Annotated in this window: 19 protein-coding genes; 9 read left to right on the top strand and 10 right to left on the bottom strand. The window is 69.1% G+C overall.

Going from position 1 to position 25,500, the window contains the following annotated elements:
• The 3 genes from RKD05_RS01450 to RKD05_RS01440 all read left to right on the top strand — a co-directional run bounded on the left by RKD05_RS01450 (position 1) and on the right by RKD05_RS01440 (position 4,086).
• Positions 1–1,899: a rhamnan synthesis F family protein gene (locus tag RKD05_RS01450; protein ID WP_424707575.1), complete on the top strand. Its 1,899-nt coding sequence runs from the start codon at positions 1–3 to the stop codon at positions 1,897–1,899.
• A gap of 151 nt (positions 1,900–2,050) precedes the next feature.
• A complete protein-coding gene (locus RKD05_RS01445; protein WP_424707573.1) occupies positions 2,051–2,896 on the top strand; it encodes an ABC transporter permease in 846 nt (281 codons plus the stop codon).
• On the top strand, positions 2,896–4,086 hold the full coding sequence (locus tag RKD05_RS01440; RefSeq protein WP_424707572.1) for an ABC transporter ATP-binding protein: 1,191 nt from the start codon (positions 2,896–2,898) through the stop codon (positions 4,084–4,086). Before RKD05_RS01445 ends, RKD05_RS01440 begins: the two co-directional genes overlap by 1 nt.
• 16 nt (positions 4,087–4,102) lie before the next feature.
• Here RKD05_RS01440 and RKD05_RS01435 read toward each other — a convergent pair whose 3' ends face one another.
• Positions 4,103–5,281: a CgeB family protein gene (locus RKD05_RS01435; RefSeq protein ID WP_424707570.1), complete on the bottom strand. Its 1,179-nt coding sequence runs from the start codon at positions 5,279–5,281 to the stop codon at positions 4,103–4,105.
• Between the two features lie 1,043 nt (positions 5,282–6,324).
• Between RKD05_RS01435 and RKD05_RS01430 the strand changes: the two genes are divergently transcribed.
• Together RKD05_RS01430 and RKD05_RS01425 are read left to right on the top strand one after the other, a co-directional pair.
• Positions 6,325–7,053, top strand: coding sequence for a glycosyltransferase family 2 protein (locus RKD05_RS01430; RefSeq protein WP_424707568.1), 729 nt, complete (start codon positions 6,325–6,327; stop codon positions 7,051–7,053).
• Positions 7,050–7,412, top strand: a complete 363-nt coding sequence (locus RKD05_RS01425) for a DUF2304 domain-containing protein (RefSeq protein WP_424707566.1) — start codon at positions 7,050–7,052, stop codon at positions 7,410–7,412. Before RKD05_RS01430 ends, RKD05_RS01425 begins: the two co-directional genes overlap by 4 nt.
• Positions 7,413–7,435: 23 nt before the next feature.
• On the opposite strand, the gene RKD05_RS01420 is transcribed toward RKD05_RS01425, so the two are convergent.
• Positions 7,436–8,518: a UDP-N-acetylglucosamine 2-epimerase gene (locus RKD05_RS01420; RefSeq protein ID WP_424707565.1), complete on the bottom strand. Its 1,083-nt coding sequence runs from the start codon at positions 8,516–8,518 to the stop codon at positions 7,436–7,438.
• Positions 8,515–9,573 carry a glycosyltransferase family 2 protein gene (locus tag RKD05_RS01415; protein ID WP_424707564.1) on the bottom strand — a complete coding sequence of 353 codons (1,059 nt, stop codon included), beginning with the start codon at positions 9,571–9,573 and terminating at the stop codon, positions 8,515–8,517. The genes RKD05_RS01420 and RKD05_RS01415 overlap by 4 nt, the downstream gene beginning before the upstream one ends.
• Positions 9,574–9,637: 64 nt before the next feature.
• Between RKD05_RS01415 and RKD05_RS01410 the strand changes: the two genes are divergently transcribed.
• The gene (locus RKD05_RS01410) at positions 9,638–11,233 is read left to right on the top strand and encodes a DUF2142 domain-containing protein (RefSeq protein ID WP_424707563.1); all 1,596 of its coding nucleotides are present in this window, start codon (positions 9,638–9,640) and stop codon (positions 11,231–11,233) included.
• Positions 11,230–12,483, top strand: a complete 1,254-nt coding sequence (locus RKD05_RS01405; protein WP_424707562.1) for a lipopolysaccharide biosynthesis protein — start codon at positions 11,230–11,232, stop codon at positions 12,481–12,483. Before RKD05_RS01410 ends, RKD05_RS01405 begins: the two co-directional genes overlap by 4 nt.
• A gap of 12 nt (positions 12,484–12,495) precedes the next feature.
• On the opposite strand, the gene RKD05_RS01400 is transcribed toward RKD05_RS01405, so the two are convergent.
• The 5 genes from RKD05_RS01400 to RKD05_RS01380 all read right to left on the bottom strand — a co-directional run bounded on the left by RKD05_RS01400 (position 12,496) and on the right by RKD05_RS01380 (position 19,178).
• A complete protein-coding gene (locus tag RKD05_RS01400; protein WP_424707561.1) occupies positions 12,496–13,575 on the bottom strand; it encodes a glycosyltransferase family 4 protein in 1,080 nt (359 codons plus the stop codon).
• A complete protein-coding gene (locus tag RKD05_RS01395; protein WP_424707560.1) occupies positions 13,572–14,666 on the bottom strand; it encodes a hypothetical protein in 1,095 nt (364 codons plus the stop codon). Before RKD05_RS01395 ends, RKD05_RS01400 begins: the two co-directional genes overlap by 4 nt.
• Before the next feature lie 212 nt (positions 14,667–14,878).
• Entirely contained in the window at positions 14,879–16,078 is a 1,200-nt protein-coding gene (locus tag RKD05_RS01390) for a glycosyltransferase family 2 protein (protein WP_424707559.1), read from the bottom strand.
• A complete protein-coding gene (locus RKD05_RS01385; protein WP_424707558.1) occupies positions 16,075–17,274 on the bottom strand; it encodes a glycosyltransferase family 4 protein in 1,200 nt (399 codons plus the stop codon). Before RKD05_RS01385 ends, RKD05_RS01390 begins: the two co-directional genes overlap by 4 nt.
• A 2-nt stretch (positions 17,275–17,276) precedes the next feature.
• On the bottom strand, positions 17,277–19,178 hold the full coding sequence (locus RKD05_RS01380) for a DUF6541 family protein (protein WP_424707557.1): 1,902 nt from the start codon (positions 19,176–19,178) through the stop codon (positions 17,277–17,279).
• A gap of 178 nt (positions 19,179–19,356) precedes the next feature.
• Here RKD05_RS01380 and glf point away from each other — a divergent pair, with 178 nt between their 5' ends.
• Together glf and RKD05_RS01370 are read left to right on the top strand one after the other, a co-directional pair.
• Positions 19,357–20,493 (top strand): UDP-galactopyranose mutase, encoded by a 1,137-nt coding sequence (glf, locus tag RKD05_RS01375; protein ID WP_424707555.1) that lies wholly within the window; start codon positions 19,357–19,359, stop codon positions 20,491–20,493.
• Positions 20,490–22,529 carry an acyltransferase family protein gene (locus RKD05_RS01370; protein ID WP_424707553.1) on the top strand — a complete coding sequence of 680 codons (2,040 nt, stop codon included), beginning with the start codon at positions 20,490–20,492 and terminating at the stop codon, positions 22,527–22,529. Before glf ends, RKD05_RS01370 begins: the two co-directional genes overlap by 4 nt.
• A gap of 48 nt (positions 22,530–22,577) precedes the next feature.
• Here RKD05_RS01370 and RKD05_RS01365 read toward each other — a convergent pair whose 3' ends face one another.
• Together RKD05_RS01365 and RKD05_RS01360 are read right to left on the bottom strand one after the other, a co-directional pair.
• Complete coding sequence (locus RKD05_RS01365; RefSeq protein ID WP_424711757.1) at positions 22,578–23,543, bottom strand: glycosyltransferase family 2 protein; 966 nt, start codon at positions 23,541–23,543, stop codon at positions 22,578–22,580.
• 2 nt (positions 23,544–23,545) lie between these two features.
• On the bottom strand, positions 23,546–25,456 hold the full coding sequence (locus RKD05_RS01360) for a glycosyltransferase (RefSeq protein ID WP_424707552.1): 1,911 nt from the start codon (positions 25,454–25,456) through the stop codon (positions 23,546–23,548).
• Positions 25,457–25,500: the final 44 nt, after the last annotated feature.

Raw genomic sequence — 25,500 nt, 5'->3', positions numbered from 1 at the left:
ATGACGCACCCGTCTCGTTTCCCCGATGGCGGCTCCCGGGCCGTCGTCTACGTGATCTACGACCGTCGGGGCCGGATCGAGGACTTCGTGCTGCACGCGCTGCGCAGCCTGCGACAGCACGCGGATCGCATCGTCGCGGTGGTCAACGGCGAACTTCTTCCAGAGGGCCGTGCGAGGCTCGCCGAGGTCGCCGATGACGTTCTCCAGCGGGAGAACGTCGGGTTGGACATCTGGGGTCACAAGGCGGGGCTCGATCTCCTCGCGGGGGAACTCGACGCCTTCGACGAGATCATCCTCACCAACGACACCTGGTACGGCCCGGTGCGACCCTTCGGCCCCGTATTCGAGTCGATGGAACAGGCCGAGATCGATTTCTGGGGGCTCACGGACCACCCGCGGGTCGAGCAGGGCGCGTCCTGGACCGGCGAGGTGATCCCGTATCACCTGCAATCGTTCTGGATCGCCGTGCGGAAACGGATGTTCACGTCGCCTGCGTGGCGAACGTACTGGGACGAGCTGCCCCTCCTGGATGACTGGACGGAGGCCGTCACGCGGCACGAGGTGACCTTCACCGAGCACTTCGCCGAACGAGGGTTCACGCATCGCGTCGGATTCGCTCACGACCGTTACGACACCGAGAACCCCTCGGTCTTCAATGCTTCGCAGATGCTCGACGACGGATGCCCCATCGTCAAGCGGAAGCCCTTCTACTTCTGGCCCGTGACGATGGACCACGAGGCGTCGATCGGCAAATGGCTGCTCGAGAAGGTCGAATCCTATGGGTACAGCGCCGATCTGATCTGGAGCCATCTGACACGTAACGCTCCGCCGCGGGACCTCACCGCCGATCTCGGCCTGCTCGAGATCCTGCCCAGCGTGGATGTGTCCTACGACGCGGATCGGCCGCTGCGGATCGCCGTCATCGCACACATCTTCTACGTCGACATGACGGATGAGATGGTCGACCGTGCGGACCTGTTGCCCTGCGACTACGACATGATCATCACGACGCCCGACGCCGAACGGGCGCGGGCGATCGAGGAGATCCTCGCGGCCCGAGCCCGCCCCGGGCGGACCACGGAGGTCCGCGTGCTCCCATCGAACGACGGACGCGATCAGAGCGCCTTCCTGATCGGATGCCGCGACGTGATCCTCGGCGACGAATACGACCTCATCGTCAAGGTCCACACGAAGCGCACTCCCCAGCAGGGGTTCGCGGTGGGGCAGCATTTCAAGGGGCAGCAGCTCGACAATCTGCTTCCGGATGCCGGGTACGTCGCCAACCTGGTGGCGCTCTTCCAACGGGATGAGTCCCTCGGGCTCGCCTACCCGCCGATGATCCACATCGGCCACGGCACGCTGGGGCATGCGTGGTGGGGGAACCGCCCCCGATTCGAGCGCGTCGCCGCGGAGCTGGGGATCGCGGTGCCGATCGACAACGTCTCGCCGCTCGCGCCCTTCGGCTCGATGTACGCGGCGCGGCCGCGTGCGCTGCGCATCCTCGCGGAACGCGATTGGCGTTACGAGGAGTTCGGGGGGAAGGACGCCTACAAGGACGGCGGGCTGGCTCACGTGCTCGAACGGATGCCGTCGTACGCGGCGGCCGAGGACGGTTTCCACACTCGCACGGTCCTCACCGCGGAGTACGCCGCGCTGAGCCACACCTCGCTGGAGTTCAAGGTCGACGAGATGGCCGCGACCCTGCCCGGGTCGCTCCGGGACAAGACGCTCTTCCTGCACCGTGCGGGCTGGATGGGCACGGGTCGCGCGACCGACTTCTTCTGGATGTACCTGCGCTTCAACCGACCGGATCTGGTCCCGCGCTTCGAACGCCTGCGTGCACTGATGAGCGCCCCGCGCCGCATGCGGGACATGGTCCTGCGTCGTTCCCGTCGCTGAACGCACAGGGGGCGTCGAGGCGCGTCAGAGCGATCCGTCGGTCTCGCCCGTTAGAATCATGATTCCCGAAGAACGATGGTCAGGCTTGGAAAAATCAGAGAGATTCGCCGCGCTCGCGCTTCTACCGTTCGCGACGGTCGATGCACGGGGCATGTCCTTCCCCGGACGTGGGGGCAAGCTCCGCGAACTGGTGTCTCGTCGCGACCTGCTGTTCCTTCTGATCCGGCGGGACCTGCAGGCGCGGTATCGTGACAGCTTCCTCGGGTTCTTGTGGACGGTCATTCGACCGCTGATCCAGTTCCTGATGTATTTCATCGTGCTCGGTCAGTTTCTGCGCGCCGCCGAGGGCATCCCGAACTTCGCGATCTACCTGTTCGCCGGCCTGACGCTGTACCAGTTCTTCAACGACACCGTGTCGGGTGCGACCGGCTCGATCCTCATGAACTCGGGATTGGTGAAGAAGATCTATCTCCCTCGTGAGATATTCCCCTTCGCCAGCGTCGGCGGTGCAGGGTTCATGTTCCTGGTCCAGCTCTCCGTGCTGGTGATCGCCGCTCTGGTCTTCCAGGCGCTTCCGGCCCCGGTCGAGATGCTGTGGTTCTTCCCCTCGCTCGCCCTCGCTCTCGTGTACGGGACGGCGGTGGGGCTTCTTCTGAGCGCCGTCAACGTCTACTTGCGCGACATCCAGTACCTCACCGAGGTCGTGCTGATGCTCGCGATGTGGGCCTCTCCCATCGTGTACTCCTGGCGCATGGTGAGCGACGTGATCGCGCGGTTCTCGCTCCCTTCGTGGATTCTCGAGCTGTATCTCGCCAACCCGCTCACCCTCGCCATCCTCGGCTTCCACAAGGCGTTCTGGGGGGCGGGATCACCGCAGGACTATCCTCCGGGTCTCGAGCTCCGCATGCTCGTTGCCGGGATCGTCGGGCTGGTGCTTCTCTTCGTGTCCCACCGGGTCTTCACCCGCCTCCAAGGAAATTTCGCTCAGGAGCTGTGATGGACGACGTTTCCGGGCCTGTGGTTGTGCGCCTGAACGAGGTGCGCAAGCGTTTCCGCGTCCGCAAGGACAACAGCCTCAAAGACCGCATCGTGCACCTGGGACGTCAGGGGAAGACGCACCGGGAGGATTTCGTCGCCGTCAAGGACGTCAGCATCGAGATCGAGGCCGGGACGACGGTCGCCCTCATGGGGGCGAACGGCTCGGGCAAGAGCACGCTGCTCAAGCTCATCGGCGGAATCGTCTCGCCCACCTCCGGAACCGTGCAGACACGCGGGCGAATGGCAGCCCTCCTCGAGCTCGGTGCCGGATTCCACCCCGATCTGAGCGGGCGCGAGAACATCTATCTCAATGCCGCGATCCTCGGGCTGAGCCGCGCGGAGGTCGACGCACGGTTCGAAGACATCGTGGAGTTCAGCGGGATCGCCGACTTCATCGACACCGCTGTGAAGTTCTACTCCTCGGGGATGTACGTGCGACTCGCCTTCTCGGTCGCCATCCACACGAATCCCGACATCCTGCTCGTCGACGAGGTGCTCGCGGTGGGCGATGAGGCGTTCCAGCGCAAGTGCATGGATCGGATCGCCCGGTTCCGCGCGGAGGGCTGCACGATCATTCTGGTCAGCCACTCGGCTCAGCAGGTGGCGGAGCTCTGCGACCGTGGAATCGTTCTTCGCAAGGGCGAGGTCGTGCACGACGGCGACGTCGATGAGGCGATCGGTGTCCTCCGCGACGTTCTCGAGGGCCGCGATGAGGCCACGGTCAGCGAGACGGTCGATGCGGCACCCATCAATGTCGCCAGCGTCGAGATCCTCGGTGTCGATGGCGAACGAAACCGCACGTTCGACTCCGGTGAGCCGCTCACGATCCGACTCGGCTTGCGCTCTGCGCGGCCGATCACGCCCTGGGCTGCAGGGTTCAGCATCAACACCCCGATGGGGCACATGGTGTTCGCGTCCAACACCGACCTTCTGCACACGCCCCTGCCTCCCATCGACGGAGAGCTCTCGATCGACTTCCGGGTCGGCGCGCTGCACCTGGGCGAGGGGACGTATCACGTGCATGCGAACGCCGTAGCACCCGAGGAGGGCGGGGTGCACGGGATCGCGCACGGTGCGACGTTCAGCGTCCGGACCCCCGAGCCCACGCTGGGCACGGCGACCGCCGACGTCGCGGTGACCGTGGGCTGACCGCGATTCCCCGACGTCAGCCGCGGAGCTGGAGTGCGGCGTCGAGCAAGGTTCGGGCGCGGGCGTCGAACGAGTGTTCGCGCCTCACCCGTTCGGAGATCAGGGCGAGCGTCTCCGGGTCGGGGAACAGTCCGGCGGGGTCGCTCGACAGCATCTGGAGGAGTTCCGGCACGGTCTCATAGGTAGCGACGGCTCCGGAGAAGAGCGCGTCGATCCCCTCCACCTCGTCGCTGACGGCCCGGCCCCCGGCGGCCACGACATCGAACAGTCGGTTCGACACGAAGCCGTGGCGCTGCATGGCGGGCCAGTGGTCGTTGAGCACGGCGCGCGCACCCTCATACAAGCGCGGGAGTTCGCTGTTGGGGACGTGTGTGGCGACGATCGTCGAGGGCGGTATGTAGCCGCGCCAATCCGGACCGTACACATCGACGGGGAGTCCCGCGCGGATCGGCTCGACCACCGAAGGCCGCGCTATTCCCCGCGACGTCCCGACGAACACGTACCGGTCGCCCCGGGGGGTGCCGTGCGGGCGGAATCGTTCTGTGTCCGTGCACTGAAGAAGCGGATGAACGTCGCGCTCCCACTCGCGCGTCTTGGCGCGCGCCCAGCTCTCCGACGCGGCGAACACCGCGTCGAAGCCCTCGACATCATCGCGGTCCAGCTCGTCCGGATGGCTGATCACCCACAGCAACGAAACCGCTCCGGGCTGGGGCAGGAGCGGCTCCGGGCCGCGAAGGGCCAGCGCGACCTCATCGAGCGCGGAGGACGGGCGATCCCGCGCCGCATACGCGTCGATCACCACCTCCTGTCCGAGTCGGCGCAGCGCGTCGGCGATCCCGCGCGCGAAGTGGGTGTCGCCCCAGGCCTCGCCGGGACGTCCGGGGGGCGCGGCGATCTTGATCGCCCATCGAAGCGAGGGGAGGCGTCGTCCTCCCGGGAGGGCGGTCTCACGGGCCAGACGTCGGAAGCGTGGACCGGCGGAGGTCCAGCCCTCGACCACCCAGCCGAGAGGTGCCACGAGCTCGGCGATGTCCGTGTCGGGGCCCGCGACGGTCCTCGACGACGCGGACGGGAGAGCCGGGGCCCGCACGACCGTGTCCGTCAGCGTACGAGCCGCTCGGTCCGAAGGCGCCACGGGGCGGGCGTAGGTCGTGCCATCCACCTCCGCGGAGAGGACGACGGGCCCGAGCGCCATCGCGTCCTCTCGGGGGAATCCGGCGAGAAGACGGTACGAAACGTCCGTTTCGCACACCCGTGCCGGCGGAGGCCACCGATCCATCCCATCCGAGCCAGAGCGGGGCGACCGGGCCGTCCGAGGCGGACCGTGCGAGCACGAGGAGATCGTCGGCGGAGATCTCGGCGTGCGGGCCTCGCACGACGACGATCGCGTCCGCCGGGAGGGTCGCCGCCACGCGGCTCGCCACGTCGTCGGTGTCCCGGACCAGGAGGGTGTTCGGCCGGGTCGCGGCGATCTGGGCCCCGGCGGCGGCCACTTCGCTCCCCGAACCGGCGAGCGCCAGCACCAGTGCGGCGCCGATTCGATCGGCGGCGTCCCTCGTCTCGCGGAGAGGGGTGGCCGGGAGCCCCTCGTCACCGGCGAAACGGGCCACGACGGCCGCGGGGGCGTCGAGGACGTGGGGAATGACCCCCCGAGCTCCTGCCACCGCCGCGCATGCGGACGTATGCAGAACGTCCCATGATGTCCGCTCGCGGTCGGAGACTTCGAGGACGCCCTCCCGTCGAGCGCGTCGCCACGCGTGCCCCAGCACGCTCCCGCGATCGTCGAGGGAATCGGGGTTGCGGGTCGCGTAGGCGGGCGCGTCCCACACCACGCTCGCCTCGACCCGACGCACGTCGTTCGCCAGATATGCGTAGAGCGCTGGCACGCGCCCGGCGTCCGGGAGCTGCGATGACACCAGTCGCTCCATGAACAACGGGTTCAGCGCGAGTCCGGATCGGAAGCCGCCCCGCACATAGGCGCGGACGGCGCGGCGCACGGTGGGAGGACCACCCTGGGCGACGACGAACTCGAGGTCGACGACGTCCGCACGGCGGATCGTGCGCGCCCACCACCATCGATCGGCCGCCACGACCAGGGGTGCCAGGAGCGACGACGACCGCGCCCGACGCAGGATCGCTCGGGCTCGTCTCCGCACCCGTCAAGTATAGGAACTTCCCGAACCGCCCCCGTCGCCGCTGCCGCAGGAGTCACAGGCGGGGCAGTAGACTTGCCTGGTTATGACGGACCTGGGTGATCGCGTCGCCGTGCTCGTGCCGGCGTGGAACGAGGTCCGTAATGTCGGCCACACCGTTCGTGAGATCCGAGCCGCGGACGACCGGTACGACGTCATCGTGATCGACGACGGGTCCTGGGACGGGACGAGCGAGGCTGCCCGATCCGCCGGTGCGGAAGTCCTCGTGCTGCCCTTCAACCTCGGGGTCGGAGGCGCGATGCGGACGGGCTTCACGTTCGCCGCGCGCCGGGGATACTCTCGGGCGATTCAGGTGGATGCCGACGGCCAGCACAACCCCGAGCACATCCGGCTGGTCCTGGACGGGCTCGAGCGGGCGGACATCTCGATCGGTGCCCGGTTCGCGGACGTCGGCGACTATCAGGTGAGCGGCCCACGACGATGGGCGATGGTGTTCCTCGCTGCCATCGTCTCGCGGGTTTCCGGCGTCCGGCTGACCGATGTCACGAGCGGGTTCCGCGCCGCGAACCGCCGCGCTATCGAGCAGTACGTGCGTTACTACCCGGCCGAATACCTCGGCGACACCCTCGACTCTCTCGTGGAGGCTCTGCACTCCGGTCTCACGGTGACGCAGGTCCCGGTGGCGATGCGGCCGCGCATGCACGGTAAGCCGAGTCAGAACGTCCTGGGGTCGACGGTGTATCTCGTGCGCTCCGTGTTCGCCATCTCGCTCGCGCTCATGCGAGGCGCCCTGCGTCGGAGGCCCCACGCATGATCGTTCCGGTCGGCATCGCGTTCGCACTCGTGATCCTCGCGATCATCGTCGTGCTGCTCATGCGTCGCCATCTGCGAGAGAAGTACGCCGTCATGTGGCTGCTCATCGGAGCGGCGATGCTCGTCCTCGCGTTCTTCCCCGACCTCCTCAGCGGGCTTGCCGGGCTGCTGGGTGTGCTCGTTCCCGCGAACCTCTTCTTCGCGCTCGCGGTCGCCTTGCTGACCGGAGTGACGCTCCACCTGTCGTGGGAGCTCTCGCGCGCCGAGGAGGAGATTCGTCGCGTCGCCGAAGAGGTCGCGATCCTCCGCGCCGAGGTCGACGACCTGCGAGCGAACAACTCCGGCGACCGTTCCGACTGAGTCGGTGTTCGCGGACCCGACGCTCAGACGGTTCCGGCGAACCCGCGGGCGATGAGGTCTTCGACGATGATGTCGGAGGGTGAGGCGGACTCCGCGTCGGCCGCAGCCCGCCGGGTGTCGGCATCGGCGAGGAATCGACGGACGACGTCCTGGTCCCAGTGGGACAACAGAGCGCTGGTGCCGAGTCCTTCCGAGCGTTCGGTGGCCATGCGGTGGATGAGCGTCGGGATGCCGAACACGGCCGCCTCCTCCTGCACACCGCCCGAGTCGGTGACGACGAGCTGCGCGCCCTGCAAGCTGGCGACGAAGGCCGCGTGCTCCTGCTTGGCGGTCGGGGTCAACCGCGACAGCCCGTGTTCGCCGATGACGCGTTCGATCGCGTCGCGGGAGTAGGAGTCGACGACGACCCTGAGGTCGACGGGGGTGTGATCGTTCAGGGTTCGCAGCGTGTCGACGACGAGTTGGGGGTTCGAGATGAACTCGAACCGGTGCAGCAGCACGAGTCCGTAAGGGGATGACGACGCGTCGGTGCGGAGCCCGCGCGCGGCGCTGTCGCGGACGGCATCCTTCACGGTGTTGCCCTGGGTCACGATGACGTTCGACCGCCCGGCGAGGTTGGCTGCAGTCTCGGGCGTGGGGGCGTAGTGGATGGCGGCGAGGCGACCGACGATGCGCCGGTCCAACTCCTCGGGGAAGGGATGCCGCCAGTCGCCGGACCGCAAGCCGGCCTCGACGTGCGCGACGGGGACGCCGGCAAGACGGCCGATGAACGTCCCGAGCACCGTCGTCATCGTGTCGCCGTGGACGATCACGACGCCCCCGCGGGGAGCGCGGCGAAGAGCGCCCAAGTGGCGGATCGCCCACCCGCCCACCGTCGCCATCCAGCCGACCATCTGGATGGGGCGCTTGAGCGGACGACCCCGCCACCCGTCGGCGATGACCCGATCGGGAGCCCGCAGGCCCAGTTCGGGCATGGCGGCCCGCAGGGCGTCGGTGTGCTGGAACGTCACCCACTGCTGGTACGCCACCCCGCGTTCGTCGAGTCGGCGCATGATCGGGGCGAGCTTGATGGCTTCTGCGGTCGTGCCGTAGATGAAGACGATCATGGCGTGTGCTCCTTCGGTGCGCGCGAGAGGAAAGCGGCGCGATGGATTCCGATGCCGCGGACGATCCCCGCCCAGAACGGCGCCGCGAACGGCAGCAGGTATGTCAGGAAGGCTCGGATCGACCGGGGCGGACACCGCCGAGACGCGGCGGTTCCGCTCACGGCGGCGACGGCGGCGGCGAGCAAGCCGCCGATCGGGAGGAGGCGCCGCGCGCGTCCGCCGAGGACCGCCGAGAGGAAGATCGCGCCGAGGGCGACGGGGGCGACGGCGAGGAGAAGGAGAACGACCGACCGCAGGGGGGTCGTCCCGGCGTACGAGTCGACGAACAGCGTCCCGCGGTCGAAGGAGTGCGCGAGGAAGCCCCGCACGGTCGTGCGGGGGCGATAGGTCGCCCGGAATACGGGGTCGAGCCGGATGCCGCCGTGCCCGGCGATCCACCGGAGCACCTTGGTGTCGTCGGACACGAGAGGGGATTCGACTGTCGGAGCGGCGAAACGGAACGCCTCCTCCAGCACCGTCCGCGGGGCCAGGAACATCGTCGTCCCCTTCGGCGCCCGATCGAAGTTCTCCGGGGTCAGGACCATGGGGCGAGGGTCGGCGAGGTAATGCGACCAGAACAAGTGGGTCGGCACTTCCCAGAAGAGCCCGACGAGCGGCGTGGACGGATCGGTGACGATGTGGCCGTTCCACACGCGGAGGTCGTCGTTCACGACCTGGGGCCAGACGTCGCGGAGACTGTCGGGCCCGATGAGGACTCTCGAGTCCAGCAGGAGGACCATCTCTGCCCTCGCGGACTCGAGGCCCCGACGCCGTGCGGCGAAGCGGCCGGCGTTCGGCTGCGTGATCACCTCCGAGCGGCCGGGGAAGGTCGCGGTGGCCGAGCGGGCGGCCCCGGCGGTGTCGTCGGTCGAGCCGTCGTCGACCACGATCAGCTCCACGTCGAGCCCCGCGCGATGCACCGCCTCCGACAGGGCGGCAACGGTCGAAGGGATCCATGGAGCCGAGTTGTAGGCGGGAATCACCACGCTCAGAACCGGCATCGGCGACGCGCTCATCGCAGCTCCGGCCGACGGCGCGCCCCGGCCGTCACGGCATGGGGCGATCTCGGCGCCGGATAGCATGGAGCGGGGCTGCGGGACACCCGACAAGCCTAGTCCGTGGCGAAGCAGAGCCTCTTGCCGCTGTCGACGTCAGCTGATCCTACGAAGGGGCCCGCGCCCGATGAGATTCCCATCCGCCGTCCGACGACTTCGACCGGCGGCGATCATCGCCGCTGTGCTCCTGGCGTTGATGGCGTGGGCGGTCTCGTCTCCTCCCGGTTCCAGCCCGGACGACGATTACCACATGGCATCCATCTGGTGCGCGACGACCGCCCCGACGGACCTCTGCTCCTCCACTCCTCAGTCGGAGGAGCGCACGCTGCACGCCGACGTGCTCGACGCGGCGAGCTGCTTCGCGTTCGATTCCACCGCCGCGGCGTCCTGCCCCCGCGACGAGACCGGAACGCGCGTCAGCACACGGGGCAACTGGAACGGCGAGGCCTACCCGCCGGTCTACTACGCGACGATGCACCTGTTCGCCGGCGACGACCTCTCGGCATCCATCGTCCTCATCCGTTCTGTGAACGCCCTTCTCTACGTGGGGCTGATCGCGGTCGTGTTCTTCCTGCTCCCGCGGTCCGGGCGGGCGCCGTTGATCTGGGGGGCCCTGATCACGGCGGTCCCGCTCGGAGTGTTCCTCGTCGCCAGCGTCAATCCGAGTTCGTGGGCCGTCATCTCCGCGTCCGCGCTGTGGGCGGCGACCTGGGGGTACTTCCAGCAACGAGGATGGCGCAAGGTCGCGCTCGCCGTTCTGACGGTCCTGCTCGTCGTCGTCGGTGCGGGATCCCGCGGTGACGCTGCGGCCTACGCGATGCTCGCGCTCTTCGTCGGTGCCGCGCTGTCCTTCCGCCGCGACCGGCGATTCGCTCTCGAGTCGCTCCTTCCGGTCGCGCTGGTCCTCGTCTCGGCCGCGCTGTTCCTCAGCGCGGGGCAGTCGGCGGTGGTCGGCGGCGCGACGGTCGTGAAGAACCAGACCTACACCTTCAGCGAGCTGCTCTTCATCAACGTCAAGCAACTGCCGCAGCTGATCACCGGCTTCACGGGAACGTGGGGGCTCGGGTGGTTGGACACCTACATGCCCGGGATCGTCTGGGTGACGACGATGCTGATCTTCGGGGGAGTCGTCTTCTGGGGTCTGCGCGTCGGGTCGTGGCGCAAGTGGCTGGCCGTCGCCGCCGTCGGAGCAGGAGTCATCGCTGTTCCTCTCTTCCTCCTCATGCACGACGGTGTCGTCGTCGGAAACGGCGTGCAGCCGCGGTACGGCTTCCCGCTTGTGATCATGTTCGCGGGGGTCGTCCTCGTCGGCTTCCGGGGAGCATCGCTGGGTCTCGGACGTGCGCAGCTGATCGTGGTCGGCGTCGGCCTGATCGTTGCCAACAGCGTCGCGCTCCACGTGAATCTGCGCCGATACGTGACCGGTCTCGACCGTGTCGGTATCAACCTCGACCGTGACATCGAGTGGTGGTGGAACGCGCCCATCTCGCCGATGGGCGTCTGGGTGTTCGGCACGCTCGCGTTCGCCGCGGCCATCGCGATCCTTCTCACCGTCGCCTGGCCCCCTGCGCGAGAGCGCCGTTCCTCCGACGCCACCGGTATCGCGCCGGTGGACGCATGACGCCTGCGGCCGGTCGTGGCGGACACGTCCGCGCGCACGCGGTCGCGCTCGCCGCGGTGGGAGTGGCCAGCGCGGTAGGCGCGATCGCGGCGTTCGCATTCCACGTCGTCACCGCCCGGTTCCTGGGGGCGGCCGATTTCAGCCTCCTCGCGGCGTTCTGGTCCATCGTCAACGTCGCCGCGATCGGGAGCTCCGCGCTGCAGAACTCCGTCGCCGTGGAGACCGCTCGTCTCGGCGCCGTTCGTGCCGCTCCGTCGCGGTTCCGTCTGCCCCTCGACGCGGTGGTGGTCGGACTCGCGGGCGGTGTGCTCGTGTCGGTCCTCTCGCCGCTGCTGGCGAGTGCTCTGGATGCCAACACCGCCATCGTCCTCACGGCTGCCGTCACCGTCCCGCTGAGCTTCCTCTTCGCCGCCTACCTGGGACGTATCCAGGGAACGGGCCGGGCTGCCGCGACCGTCGGATGGTCCACTGCCTCGCTCGTCTTCCGGGTCGTGCTGGCGGTCCCGGCTCTCGTACTCGGCGCAGGGGTGGGTGGAGCTGCGGGCGCGGTCGTCGCCGGGACGGGTCTGGCCGTGATCGGCGCAGCCGTGTCCGCACGTCGAGCCCCGGCGCCGTCGCGATCGATCTTCACCGCGGACGGCGTGACGATCATGGTCATCACCGTCGCGTTGGCCTGGCTCACCAGTTCCGACGTCTTCTTCATGCGGATGCTCACACCCCCCGATTTCGCCGGTGCCTACGCGTCCGTCGCAGTGCTGGTGAAGTCGTCGTTCATTCTTCCGTCGACGCTGTCGCTGTATCTCCTGCCGCGTTTCGCGCGCAACCGCGGCGAGGCGGACCTGACCCGTCTGGGGGTCCTGGTTTCGCTTCTGGCCTCCGCCGCGGCCGCCGTGGCGGTGGTCGTCGTGTTCCTCCTCATCGGCGGCCCCCTCATCGATGTCCTGTACGGGTCTGCGTACGCGGAGGCGAAGTCGCTGCTGCTGCCGGTCGCGATCGCGTATGTGCCCTGGATCGTCCTCCAAGGACTTCTGATCCAGTTGATCTCGGACGCCTCGCGAGCGGCGGCGGTGGTGCTCGTCATCGCGGTGGGGGTTCAGGCGGCCGTGTTCTTCGCCTTCCTCCCCGCCATGGGTCCCGCGCTGATCGGCTTCGGTGTCCTCGGGGCCGTGCTCTGCGCCGTTCTGCTTCTCACCATCGGGCAGCGGCTCGCACGGGTGCGCCGGGCCGCGCGCGAGAATCGCGCCGCCTGACTTCGCCCGACCTCAGCGGACGACGCGCTCGAACGCCTCGAGCATGCCTTCGGCCGTGGCATCCCATGTGAACAGTCCGGCGCGCTCGCGGCCGTCCTGCACCATCGTCGCGCGAGCCGCAGGGTCTACGAGGGTCGTCTCGATCTGGCGGGCGATGTCGCTCGGGTCGAGCGGGTCGAAGTAGCGCACGGCGTCGCCACCCACCTCGCGGAGCACCGGGATGTCCGAGCAGATGACGGGACACCCGCGCTCCATGCCCTCCAGGACGGGCAGCCCGAAGCCCTCGAAGAGCGTGGGGAACACCACCGCTGCCGACGTCCGGTAGAGCGTCTCGACCTCTTCCTGGGTGAGCCAGCCGCGAAGATCCACCCACTTCTCGATGCCGAGGTCGGCCGCCACCGCGCGCAGCGGGTCGTCGCCATGGCTGCCAGAGATCGTCAGGATCGGGCGAGTGGGCTCGGGGATGAGGGCGAGCGCCTCGAGGAGACGAGGGAAGTTCTTGTGCGGCATCCGGTTGCCGAGGCTGAACAGCCCCGAACGCGGCTGCTCTTCCACGTCACGACGGACCCCCGATCCGCCCGGGAAGACGACGGTGACGTCCGCGGCATCCCGTCCGGTGATCTCGAGGATGTCGGATCGCGCGGCCTCGGAGTCGGTGACGATGTGGGACGCGGCGCGGGCGGCCCCCGAGATCAGGAGCTTCGTGGGAAGGACCCCGGCCTTGCTGGGCAGGAACTCCGGGCGCTTGAAGGCCAGCATGTCGTGGAGAGTGAGGACGAGAGGTGCGCCGGGGCGCGGCGGGCCGAAGTTCGCCGGGGAGTGGATGACGTCGGCCCCGACCGACCGCGCCGCCCGGGAGACCCCGAACAGCTCTCCCCACGCCCACTGCGGACGCTTGTCGCAGTGGAGTCCCGAGTCGATGAGGCGCCCGGGGAACCAGTCCGCGCCGGCGGCGACGAGCTCGCTGCTGGCGTAGCCGACGAACTCCCACCCGGGGCGGTCCGCGAGCCGCGAGTAGACCTGACGCGCCACGGTCTCGGTGCCGCCCTGCTTGCCCGTGAAGTACAGCAGATCGACAAGTACGCGCGTCACGGAACGATCCTATCGTCGGGGTCGATGAAGCCTCGGATGGGGACGTCCGCTGCGGCCGGTGCCGTGATGAGTTCGCGGTACGCGCTCCGGGTGCGGCGGATCATCCAGAGGGTCGCGATGAACTCGGTCGCCGCGTAGCCGATCGCGGTTCCGACCGGACCGATGCCGTACGTGAGGACGACCATGAGCGGAAGGCCGACGGCGCTGGCGACGAGGGTGGCCACCATCACCGTCGTGGCGGCGTGCGCCGGGAACAGGAAGTGTCGGATCATCGACATCCGGGTCGAGTAGCACGCGAACGCGAAACCGAGGACGACGACCACGCCGACCGGCGCGACCGTGCTCTCGCCGAACAGGACGAGACTGACGAACGAGCCCAGGGATCCGAGTGCGGCCCAGCCGAGCAACCCCATCGCGATGTGCAGGCCGAGAGCGCGCCGCAGCCGATGCGCGCGCGCGTCACCGCTCACCTCGGCCGTCCAGTACTGGAGGGCGTTCGCGAGCGTGATCGGGAGGAACTGCCCCAGCTTGAGCATCTTGTCCCCGGACGCGTATCCGGCCGCTGCGGCGGGCGCGGCGACCTGGACCAGCGGTACCGGGACGGACGAATAGAGTCCGAGAGCGCCCTCGTTCACCGCGACGGGCGCGGTGATCCGGAACAGGCCCGGTACCTCGCGCCACGCGGGCCACGCCGCGGGGAATCGGCGGAGGATCCGCAGGGTGTACAGCGTCGTGCCGATCACCGTCACGGCGATGCCGGAGAGCGGGTACAACTCCACCGGAGCACCCAGGATGCCGATCGCCGCCGCGACGCAGACGGCCGCGATCACCCGAGGCACGGCGTCGTAGAGAGCGATGGACCACGGGTCGCCGAGACCCACGGCGAACCACGTGTACGACATCGAGATGAGCGCTCCCTGCACCCCCATCAGCACCGCGAGCAGCGCGTACTGCCCGGAGGCGAGCGAGGCGCTGATCACAGCGGTGAGCGGGAGGGCGATCAGCGCCGTGAGGGTGCGGACGACGAGAGCCTCCCGGTAGATCCGCCCGCGGCGTGCCGTGGATGCCACCGACACCAGGGCCGGGCCCACCGTCGTCCACCCGAAGGCCAGGGCGATCGCAGCGAACGTCCCGACGGCTTCGCCGGCGAGCGCGCTCGACCACCCACTCGGTCCCGCGACACGTGCCAGGAACGGGAGGACGACGAGGGGGGAGACGGCGGCCAGGGCCGGCAGGATCGTGAAGCCCAGCAGCCTCCGTCTGGTCGCGCGGCTGTCGGGGGTCGACTCGGCGATGGCTCGGCCTAGCTCTCGATGACGGCTTCGGGGCGCTGCTCGCGCCGCGGCGTCGTGAGCACGCCGGAGAAGAAGCTCATCATGACGGTCTGGAAGCCGAGGATGATCAGCAGCGCGCTCGGCACGGCGATGCGCACGGCCTGCGCGGCGTTCTGCGCTCCGAAGTCGATGCTGCCCCAGACGGTGACCTGGACGATGCCGATGATCACGCCGAGCAGGAACAGCCCGAGTCCGATGAGGAGGCCGCGTTCGGCCGACCAGTTCGCCACGATGCGCCGGTACCGCTCGCTGGTGGGGAGGAAGCCCTCCTGCGTCGCGTAGAGCTTGGTCAGCCAGAAGAACAGCAGGGATTGGAACCCGATCACGCACAGCGCGCTGGCGTAGACCATGGTCGTCACGTCGAAGCCGACGCCCCCGATGTTGACCCCGCCGAAGGAGAGGACGCCGACCGCGATCGCGCCCAGGAAGAAGGCCACCAGCCCGGGGTACACGAACAGCCAGCGCGGTGCGAAGAGGAGCAGGAACCGCAGGTGACGCCAGCCGTCGTGCCAGCTGCGCAGGTGCGGCGGACGCGACCGGCCGTCCTTCTTCAGCGTCGTCGGCACCTCCTCGATCCGGTAGCGCGCGAGGGAGGCGCGCACGACCATCTCGGAGGCGAACTCCATCCCCGTGGTCTGCAGGTCGAGGTCGCGGATGCGGGCGCGATTGAAACCGCGGAGACCGCAGTGGAAGTCGCGGATGCCGGGACGGAAGAACAGCTCGCCGATGAACGACAGCACGGGGTTGCCGAGGTACTTGTGGAGCGGCGGCATGGCGCCCGGCGCGATCCCCCCGCGGAAGCGGTTGCCCATGACCAGGTCGGCGCCCGCGCGGAGGCGATCGACGAAGGGTTCGAGGTTCTCGAAGTCGTAGCTGTCGTCGGCATCCGCCATGATCACGAACTCGCCGCGGGCCTGGTCGATGCCGTTGATGAGCGCGGCGCCGTAGCCGCGGCGCGGTGCGTGCGAGACCCGGGCACCGAGGCGTTCGGCGATCGCCTGCGACCCGTCCGTGCTGCCGTTGTCGGAGATGAGGACCTCGCCACGGATGCCACTGCGCTCGAGGAAGCCCTGAGCCTTGCGGATGCACACCTCGAGGGTCTCGGCCTCGTTGAGGCACGGCATGAGGATCGTCAGCTCGACGGCGTCGGCGGGGGAGGGAGTGGTCACGGCGTGTCTTCTTTCGTGGTCCGCGAGGCGGAGACGGTCGGCAGCTGCAGCGCCGAGACGATCCCCTCCACGGTGCGTCGGATGGTGCGGGTGCCCACCGCGGTGTCGTACCAGGCGCGCGCGGAGCGCCGCAGGTCGTCGCCGCCGTCGGCGACGGCTCGGATCGCTCGCGCGAGATCGGTGGGCGAGATCGTGGGGGCGACGACGCCGTTGACGCCGTCGTCGATGAGTTCGGTGGCGGCGTTGCCCTCGTCGGCGACGAGGACGACGGGGGTGCCGTGCGCGTTGGCCTCGACCACGACGAGACCGTATCCCTCGCGACGCGACGGGTTGATCAGGGCGAGGGCGCCGTGCATGAGGGCGTCGAGTTCGGCGTCGTCCACGAATCCGGGGAAGTCCGTCCACCCCGTGCCGTCCACGCGCGCGACCTCGGCGCGGATCCGGTCGGTGCTGGGCCCGGAGCCGAGTACCACGAGACGCAGGTCGGGGATCGTCGCCCGCGCCTCGGCGACCGCCGCGGGGAGCGCTTCGACACGCTTGTCCGGAATGTGGCGCCCCGCGTAGAGAACGTAGGGAGGGAGGGATGCCGGCGCGGTCGGCGCCGCCTCGACGGCACCGTCGATCAGCCCCGGGCTCACCAGCGGCGGACGCCGCAGACCCTCGCGCCGCAACCGGGTGGCGCTGAGCTGCGAATGACAGGTCGCCAGGGGAGTGACGGCGATCGCCGCTCGCTGGAGCAGCCAGGCGATGTTCCCGGTGAGCGCGCCCGAGTACTCCACCCACTGGCGACGGTGCCACACCTCGAGATAGTCCACGACGAGCCGCGTGCGCGTGCCGAGAAGCGCCAGCCGCGCCGCGAAGACGTTGAAGATCGGCAGACCGCTCACGATGACCGCGTCGTAGCGGCCGCGCCGGCGGCGCAGGGCCCGGAAGAGCCCGGCCGCGTAGGTGAGGGCGGCGGGGATCCGTCGAACCCCGTCGGCCGAGTAGAGGGAGAGTCGCCCGCTCACGGGGACGATCCGGAACCCTTCTTCACGGGGCACCGTCCCGTCCCACTGGACGGCGGTCAGGTAGTCGACGTCGAACCCGTGCGCGCCGAGTTCGTCGGCGAACGCGCGGTACTGCCGCTCGCCCCCGCCCGTGGAGTACGGGAACAGGCAGTCGTACGCGACCGCGACGGTCGCTCGCTGGTCCACGGTCAGCACCCTTCGATGCGGAAGAGCCGCGCGTTCGGGCCCTGCGAGTCGACGAGCACGAGGTGCTGCCCGGGCGTGAGGTCCTGGATGCCGTCGTAGGCCACGGCGCCGGCAGGGTCGATGACGTCCTGGCGGCCGAAGTCGAGCACGTAGTCCACGCCCAGGTCGTCGACATAGCGGCAGACGGTGGGGTCGCTGTCGATATCGCGCAGGTGGAGGTTGAGGAAGACCAGCTCGGGCGAGGGGGAGCCGAAGACGTGCTTCTGCGCGACCTGCCGGTCTGCGAGGGCCAGCGCCAGCGACGTTCCCGTGCGCGGACTGCCGGCGATGAGCGCGTCCGGGGGCGTGTCCTCGTCGAGTCGTTCCAGCAGCGCGTGTTCGTCGGTGGAGAGGATGAGCGAGTCGTCGGTGTAGGCGTACGCTTCGTTCACCTGTCCGAGCGCGATTCGGACGTTGGGTCCGACGGCGACCGAGAAGATCACGATCACTCCCACGGCCGTCGCCAAACCGCGCGCCCATGCGGGCAGGTCGCGCGCTCGTGCCCACCGTTGGACGAGGTCGACGACGACGAGGGCTCCGAGAGTCGCGACAGGGATAGCGGCCAGAGGCAGTAATGCGGCCAGCCGATTCGAGTCGTTGTACCACGGGTTGGTCAGAAGCTGACGCAGCGGGTGGTCGGCGCGCAGACCGGACGACACGACGAAGAGGAGGACGGCCACCGCGAAGGGAGCGACGGCCGGGAGCAGCCGCGGTCTCCGCGCGACGGCAATGAAGGCGACCATCAGGAGGGCCGAGACCAGGAGCGTCGGCGTGTACCCGCGCGGGGAGGCGAGCGCGGCCTCGCCGAACGACTGCGCCAGGTTCTGCCACGGTGCCCAACCGGAGTGATCGGCGGGAGTGCGGAAGACGGCCACCGTGGCGAGCACGGCGACGGCGAAGGCAGCGGCGACGAGGATGAGCGTGAGGACCGCGCGACGGTCACGCGCCGTCGCGGCTCGCGCGGCGAACGCCGCGACGACCGCGGCGGCTGCCACGAAGAGCAGGCTGAGAAACGCGTTGGGATGTCCGAGGAATGTCCCGGCCGCTAGCAGCGCGATCAGCAGCGTCGACCGCACGAGAACGGCTCGGCCGCGGTCTCCCAGCGCGGTGACGATCGCCGCGAGCGCGGCGGGCACCATCGCGTACCCGACGAGGTTGGGGTAGAGGACCCCCCAGTTGAAGAACAGGGCGGGGAAGGCGCCGAAGCCCGTCGATAGGGCTGCGGAGACGACGTACGCGGTCCGCCGTTGGGCGAAGAACGCTCCGGCCAGCGCCATGGTGGACGCGGGCCACAGGATGCCGACGATGGCGAGGTTCGCCGCATTCACGGCGACGGGCACGGACGCGCCGGTGAGCTCCGCTCCGAGCGTGGTCAGGGCGTGCCAGGCGTTCGGGTAGAAACCGATGTCCGAGGTCGCGCCGATCTGGAACGGCGATGCACTACCGCTCTGCAGAGCGAAGGCGATGGCGTTCAGATGGACGATGTTGTCGAAGCGCTGCGCGATGTTTTCGGGCGACCCGAAGGCGCGGGCGAACAGAACGGTGGTGGCCGCCGCGGTCGCCGCGAGCGCGCCGAGCACGACCAGCCCGGTCCCGCGAGGTGCCGCCGCATCGGCGCCGGCGAATCGGCGGAGCAGCAGAGCGATCCCGACGACGACGATCGTCATCGCCACGAGGGGCAGCAGGTTCCACCGCAGCCCGAGCAGCGGGGCGACGGATGCCGCGGCTGCCGCGATCGTGGCGGACAGTGCCGGTGCCAGGAGCAGGCGCTGGGGGTTGCGGAAACCCCACCCGGCGATGACGACGGCAGTACCCGGGATGATGAGGACGGCGACGACGACGAGGTACGACGGAATCGCACTCATCCAGTCACCCATGCGATTTCGTCTCCATCCGCCGCCTTTTCGACACGCCATCGTATCCGACGGTCACTGCGCGCCCGCTGAGCACCGCCCACGTCGCCCCCAGACACGCCGGGTAGTATCGAGCGACGTTTCCTGAGGGCTTCCGCCCTGCTCCCGACACGAAAGCCGCTTCTTTTTCATGGATCTTCTCATCGTCGGTTCGGGCTTCTTCGGTCTCACGATCGCCGAGCGCGCGGCCGCCGCAGGTCGGAAGGTGACGGTCATCGATCGTCGCCACCACATCGGCGGCAACGCGTACTCGGAGGCCGAGCCCGAGACCGGGATCGAGGTGCACCGCTACGGTGCGCACCTCTTCCACACCTCCAACCCGTCGGTGTGGGAGTACGTCAACCGCTTCACCGCGTTCACGTCGTACGTCCACCGCGTCTACACGACGCACAAGGGCGTGGTGTACCCGCTCCCCATCAACCTGGGCACGATCAATCAGTTCTTCCAGGCGGCGTACACGCCCGACCAGGCGAAGGCGCTGGTCCACGAGCTCGCGGGCGAGTTCGACGCGAAGGATGCCACGAATCTCGAGGAGAAGGGGATCGCCCTGATCGGGCGTCCGCTGTACGAGGCGTTCATCCGCGACTACACGGCGAAGCAGTGGCAGACGGACCCGAAGGACCTCCCGGCCGAGGTGATCTCCCGCCTCCCCGTCCGCTACACCTATGACAACCGGTACTTCAACGACACCTGGGAGGGCCTTCCCGTCGACGGGTACACGGCTTGGCTCGAGCGCATGGCCGACCACCCGAACATCGACGTGAAGCTGTCGACGGACTACTTCGACGAGTCGCAGCCGCTGAACAAGAAGGCCACGGTCGGGCAGATCCCCGTCGTTTACACCGGGCCCGTCGACCGCTACTTCGACTACGCCGAGGGCGAGCTGTCGTGGCGCACCCTCGACTTCGAGCAAGAGGTCCTCCCGATCGGCGACTTCCAGGGCACGAGCGTGATGAACTACGCCGACGCCGACGTCCCCTACACCCGCATCCACGAGTTCAAGCACTTCCACCCGGAGCGCGCGGACCGCTATCCGACCGACAAGACGGTCGTGGTGCGCGAGTACTCGCGGTTCGCCACGCGCGCGGACGAGCCCTACTACCCGGTCAACACCGCGGACGACCGCGCCGGCCTGCTGGCGTATCGCGAGCTGGCCAAGGGCGAGCAGGACGTGTTCTTCGGCGGGCGCCTCGGCACCTACCAGTACCTCGACATGCACATGGCCATCGGCTCCGCCCTGTCCATGTGGAACAACCAGCTGGCGTGAGGACGGCACCCCTCGTCACGACCCTTCTGACATCCGGCAGCGGGCCCGACGACGGGCGCTGGGCGTATCGGCCCGACATCGACGGGCTGCGCGCGGTCGCGGTCCTGCTCGTGGTGACGTACCACGTGTGGTTCGGGCGCGTGTCCGGCGGCGTGGACGTGTTCCTGATGCTGTCCGCGTTCTTCCTGACCCGCGGCTTCCTCCGCCGGATGGACGGCCCGCACCCCGTGCGGCCGGTGCGGCACCTGCTGGGGATGTTCCGGCGGCTCCTGCCGGCGGCGGCGGTCACCCTGCTCGGGGTGCTCGCCCTCGTGCGCACGGTGTATCCACCGACGATCTGGAACTCCGTGTGGGAGCAGACGTGGGCGTCGCTCTTCTACGTCCAGAACCGCGTCCTCGCGGCGGATGCGGTCGACTACTACGCGCGCTCCGAGACACCCAGCCCGCTGCAGCACTTCTGGTCGCTGTCGGTCCAGGGGCAGGCGTTCGTCCTCTGGGTGGCGATCCTCGCCGTGTGCCAGCTCCTCGTCCGCCGCCGGGGATGGGCGGCCGGTCGTGTCGTCGGAGTCGCCTTCGGCGCGGTGTTCCTCGTCTCCTTCGCGTACTCCGTCGCGATCACCGCAGCCGATCAGCGAGCCGCGTACTTCGACACCGGGGCGCGACTGTGGGAGTTCGCCGCCGGATCGCTGCTGGTCGTTGCGCTGCCACACCTGCGCGTGGGCGAGCGGCTGCGCGCCGCCCTGGGGTGGGTCGGTCTCGCGGGTCTGCTCGCTCTCGGGATGCTCGTGGACGTGCAGGGCGGCTTCCCCGGGTTCCTCGCCCTGTGGCCCGTTCTGTGCGCCGCCGCCGTTGTGCTGTCGGGCTCGGGCGCGCGGCCCGTCGGACCCGCGAGGCTCCTGGCATCCCGTGCGTTCGGGATGCTCGGACGCGACGCGTACGGGCTCTATCTCGTGCACTGGCCGCTGCTGATCACCCTGATGGTCGTCACGGGCCGATCGGATGCCGGTCTGGTCGGGGGTGCGCTGGTCATCGCGGTATCGCTCGTTCTCGCCCGCGGACTCACCGCGCTCGTCGACGCCCCCGTGCGGGCGTGGCGCCGGTCGGACTCCTCACCGCTCATCCCCGTCGCCGTCCTGACGGTCGCGACGGCCGTCGTGGTGACGCCGCTGGCGGGGTGGCAGGTGGCGAGCGCAATCCAGGACCGCGAGCTCCAGGCACGCGCGCTGCTCGACAACCCCGGTGCCGCGGTGCTGCGCGACCCCACGCTGCCTCAGCCGCCCGCCGACGCCGCTCTCCTGCCTCTTCCCACCCAGCTCGAGGACGAATGGGTGTCCCTCGACCGGGAATGCTGGGGCGTGCGCGCCGTCCCGGACGAGATCCTGCGGGGCACCTGCTGGGAGACGCAGGGGACTCAGCGCGCCGAGCGGACGATCGTCGTGATCGGTGACTCCCACGCGCAGCAGATCACGGGGGCGCTCCTCCCCGTCGCCGCGGAGCGGGGATGGGGAGTCGTCTTCCTCATCAAGGGCGGCTGCTCGATGGGAGTCGACGAACCGGGCATGGACCCCTCCTGCCCCGACTGGCGCGAAGCGGCGATCTCCCACGCGGAGCGGCTCGCCCCCGCCGCGGTGATGACGGTCGTCACCCGTTCGAACCCGGGTGAGGACGACGAGGCGCTCCGCCCCGGCATCGAGCGGTTCCTGGAGCGGATGACGGATGCCGGGATCGAAGTGTTCGCGGTGCGGGACAACCCCCGCTTCTCCTTCGACATGTTCGGGTGCGTCATCGATTCCGAGAACGCGATCGACTGCGCCGTACCGCGGTCGAGCTCGCTGGCGGATGCCAACCCGGCGGCGGATCTCGCCGGGCCGGGCGTGCGGATGGTCGACCTGACGTCGTGGATCTGCCCCGACGACTTCTGTCCCGGGATCGTCGGCAACGTGGTCGTCTACCGTGACGACAACCACCTGTCCCGCACCTACGCGACCACGCTGGCACCGTCGCTCGCCGAGCAACTGCCGGCCCGTCTGGGCTGAGAGCGAACGTCCCGCCCGGGTCGTCGACCGGGGCGGGACGAACGGTGGTCAGGCGACGGGCTGAGCCGGCTCCAGCGGGGGCATCGGACGCCACGACGTGTCACGCGAGATCGCCCGTCCGTCGCGGAGTCCGCGGAACAGATGGCTCGTGCCGCGGAGCTTGCGCTCGACGACGACGAGACGGATGAGCTCCTTCACGAACGTGAGCGCGGTGCCGGCCGAGAACGCGAGCGGCCGGTAGACCCCGAGGGCGCGGTAGTAGTTCGCGAGGTACGCGCGGTTGCGCATGATGTAGTACCGGTAGGCGTCGCTCGAGGCGTTCATGTGCCGAATGCCCATGTCCCACTGTTTGATCTCGCGCGTGCGGCGCAGAACGAACTCGTTCACGATGACCGAGTCGGTCACGCGCGATGCGAGCCAGCCGTAGAGCTGGTCGTCCCAGTAGATGAAGAACCGCGGGTCGGGCAGCCCGATCTTCGCGACGACGTCACGGTGGATGAACATGCCCTCGAAGCAGCCGGAGTTCATCGGCTTGAACCCCGAGGAATCGAATGAGGCCGGAGCGAAGGGGATCGGGATCGCGAGGGGTTCGGCGACCCGGTACTGCCAGTAGAACTCGCTCCCGTCGTAGTCGTACCGTCGGCCCTGGATGCTGCGGAACCGCGGCGTCCACCGCCCCATGCGGGCGAGACCGTCGGAGATGACCTCGACGTCGTCGTCCATCAGCCAGATCCACTCGGAACCCAGCTCGTACGCGACGCGCATCCCCTCGCTGAAACCCCCCGAACCGCCCGTGTTGGTCTCGAGGCGCCGATACACGAGCTCGGTGGGGAGCCGGTCGCGGAAGGACTCGACGACCTCGGTGGTGTCATCCGTCGACGCGTTGTCGATGATGACCAGGTGTCCCGGAGCCGGCGACATGCGCTCGATGCTCTCGAGCAGCCGGGTCAGCAGCGGCGTCCGGTTGTAGGTGACGACGACGATGGTCGCGGTCGACGGGTCGAAGGATGCCACGCTCACGCACGCTCCTCGAACGTCGCGCGCCACTGCGCCTCGGACGTCAACTCGGGGAGGGCGTCGCGGTATGCCAGCGACAAACGCGGCCACTCCCGCTGGAGTCGACGGTGCAGACGGACGCTGTCCAGGAGCATGCGGCGGAACCGCGCGCGGTCGCGCGTGTAGATGTTCTTGCCGGATCCGTCGGCTGCGCTCACGAGGGCGCTGTCGTACAGCGGGACACGCCACCAGTGGGCATCGCCCTTGCCGAACTCCACCTCGGGCTCCGCCACGTTCTCGGGCCGCGGGGTGTGGAACCAGTGCGCCAGCAGGGTACGCGCCGTGAAGGTGCGCAGGGCGAGGCCGGTCGGGCTGTCGAACTCGTTCTTCTTCAGCCGCTTGAACACCTGGCGTCCGCGGCGGGAGCGCAGCGGCACCCCGGAGTCCTTGTGGATCTGCGTCTCGGGGTGCTTCTGCGCGATCAGGCGTGCCTCGGGCATCGCGGTGGCCAGCGTCTGCCGCATGTGCGCGGGGCCGGACAGCACGTCGCGGAGGGCTCGGTGGCGCAGCTCCACGGGGTAGTACTGCATCATCATGAGGTGCTTGAGGTCGACGCGTCGACTGTGCCGGATGAGGGTGCCCCCCAGCGGCGACCGGGAGTGCAGCAGCGCGGCGACGATGCGGTTGCGCGCGTGGAAGTACGCCTGCCAGTCAATCGAGTCGTCCTTCCCGACCCACGACACGTGCCACAGCGCCACACCCGGCATCGACACCGTCGGGTAGCCGGCATCCCGCGCCCGGACACAGAACTCGGCGTCGTCCCACTTGATGAAGGCGGGAAGCGACAGGCCGATCTCGCGCAGGACGCTGGTCGGGATGAGGCACATCCACCAGCCGTTGTAGTCGGCGTCGAGGCGCATGTGCAGCATCGGCGACTGGCGCAGGTTCGCAACGCTGAAGTCGTGGGGGAGGCGCTCCTGGAACAGGGCCCGCCACATGAACGGCTGGTCGTCGATGACCTCGGCCCACGCGTGGAGCTTCGGTCGATCGAGGAGGTCGAACATGTGGGCCCCGACGATCGTGGGGACCGAGGCGTAGCGGCCGAACACGACCGAGCGACGGATCGACTCCGGCTCGATACGCACGTCGTCGTCGAGCAACTGGACGAAGTCGCTCTCCGGTCGTTGGAGCGTCTCGACCATCGCGCGGGCGAAGCCGCCCGAGCCGCCCAGGTTGGGCTGCCGCACGATCTGGAGGGTCTCGCCCAGGCGCTCGGCGACGGCGGGGTAGCCGGCCTGGTCGGTCACGACGTCGGTGCCCTGATCGATGAGGAAGACGCGATCGACGACGTCGAGGACGTCGGGCGCGTCGGCGAGGGCGTTCAACGTCGAGACGCAGTAGTCGGGCTTGTTGTAGGTCGTGATGCCGATGCTCGCCTTGCCCGCGCGGACGGGCTCCTGCTCGGTGGTCCACTCGGCGCCCTCGAAGACGGCGTCCGTGCGGTCGGCGGCGACATCGAACCAGATCCACCCGCCGTCGCTGTACTGGTCGAGCACCAGGTCGAATGAGGCCGTCGCCTCTCCGCGGACCTCGCGCGTCTCGATGCGCTGCCGCGTCCCGCCCCCGTTCGAGCGATAGACCAGGATCGTGGCATCCCCGGAGGTGCGGACGGTCAAGCGCACCTCGCGGACGGCGGTCCAGTGCTGCCAGTAGGAGGCGGGGAAGGCGTTGAAGTACGTGCCGAAGGACACGCGACGACCGGCGACGATCCGGGCGCGATGGCGGTCGAGGACGTTGCTCAGCTGCGCGACGTTGGTGACGCGGACCGGCTCCTCGTCGATCGTGGACCAGGTCTCGGGATCGACATACAGGGGGAGGAGGTCCGGATCGCGGTCGAGCGGGAGCACCGCGTTCTGAAGGGTGTACGTCACGAAGAGATCTTTCGTCGAAGGCGCGGGCCGTCGAGGCCAGCCCG

Source organism: Microbacterium sp. SLBN-111 (genome assembly GCF_049739645.1).
Classification (GTDB): Bacteria; Actinomycetota; Actinomycetes; order Actinomycetales; family Microbacteriaceae; genus Microbacterium.
The sequence above is the reverse complement of the archived record's forward strand: the minus strand, read 5'-3'. Positions and strand labels throughout refer to the sequence as shown.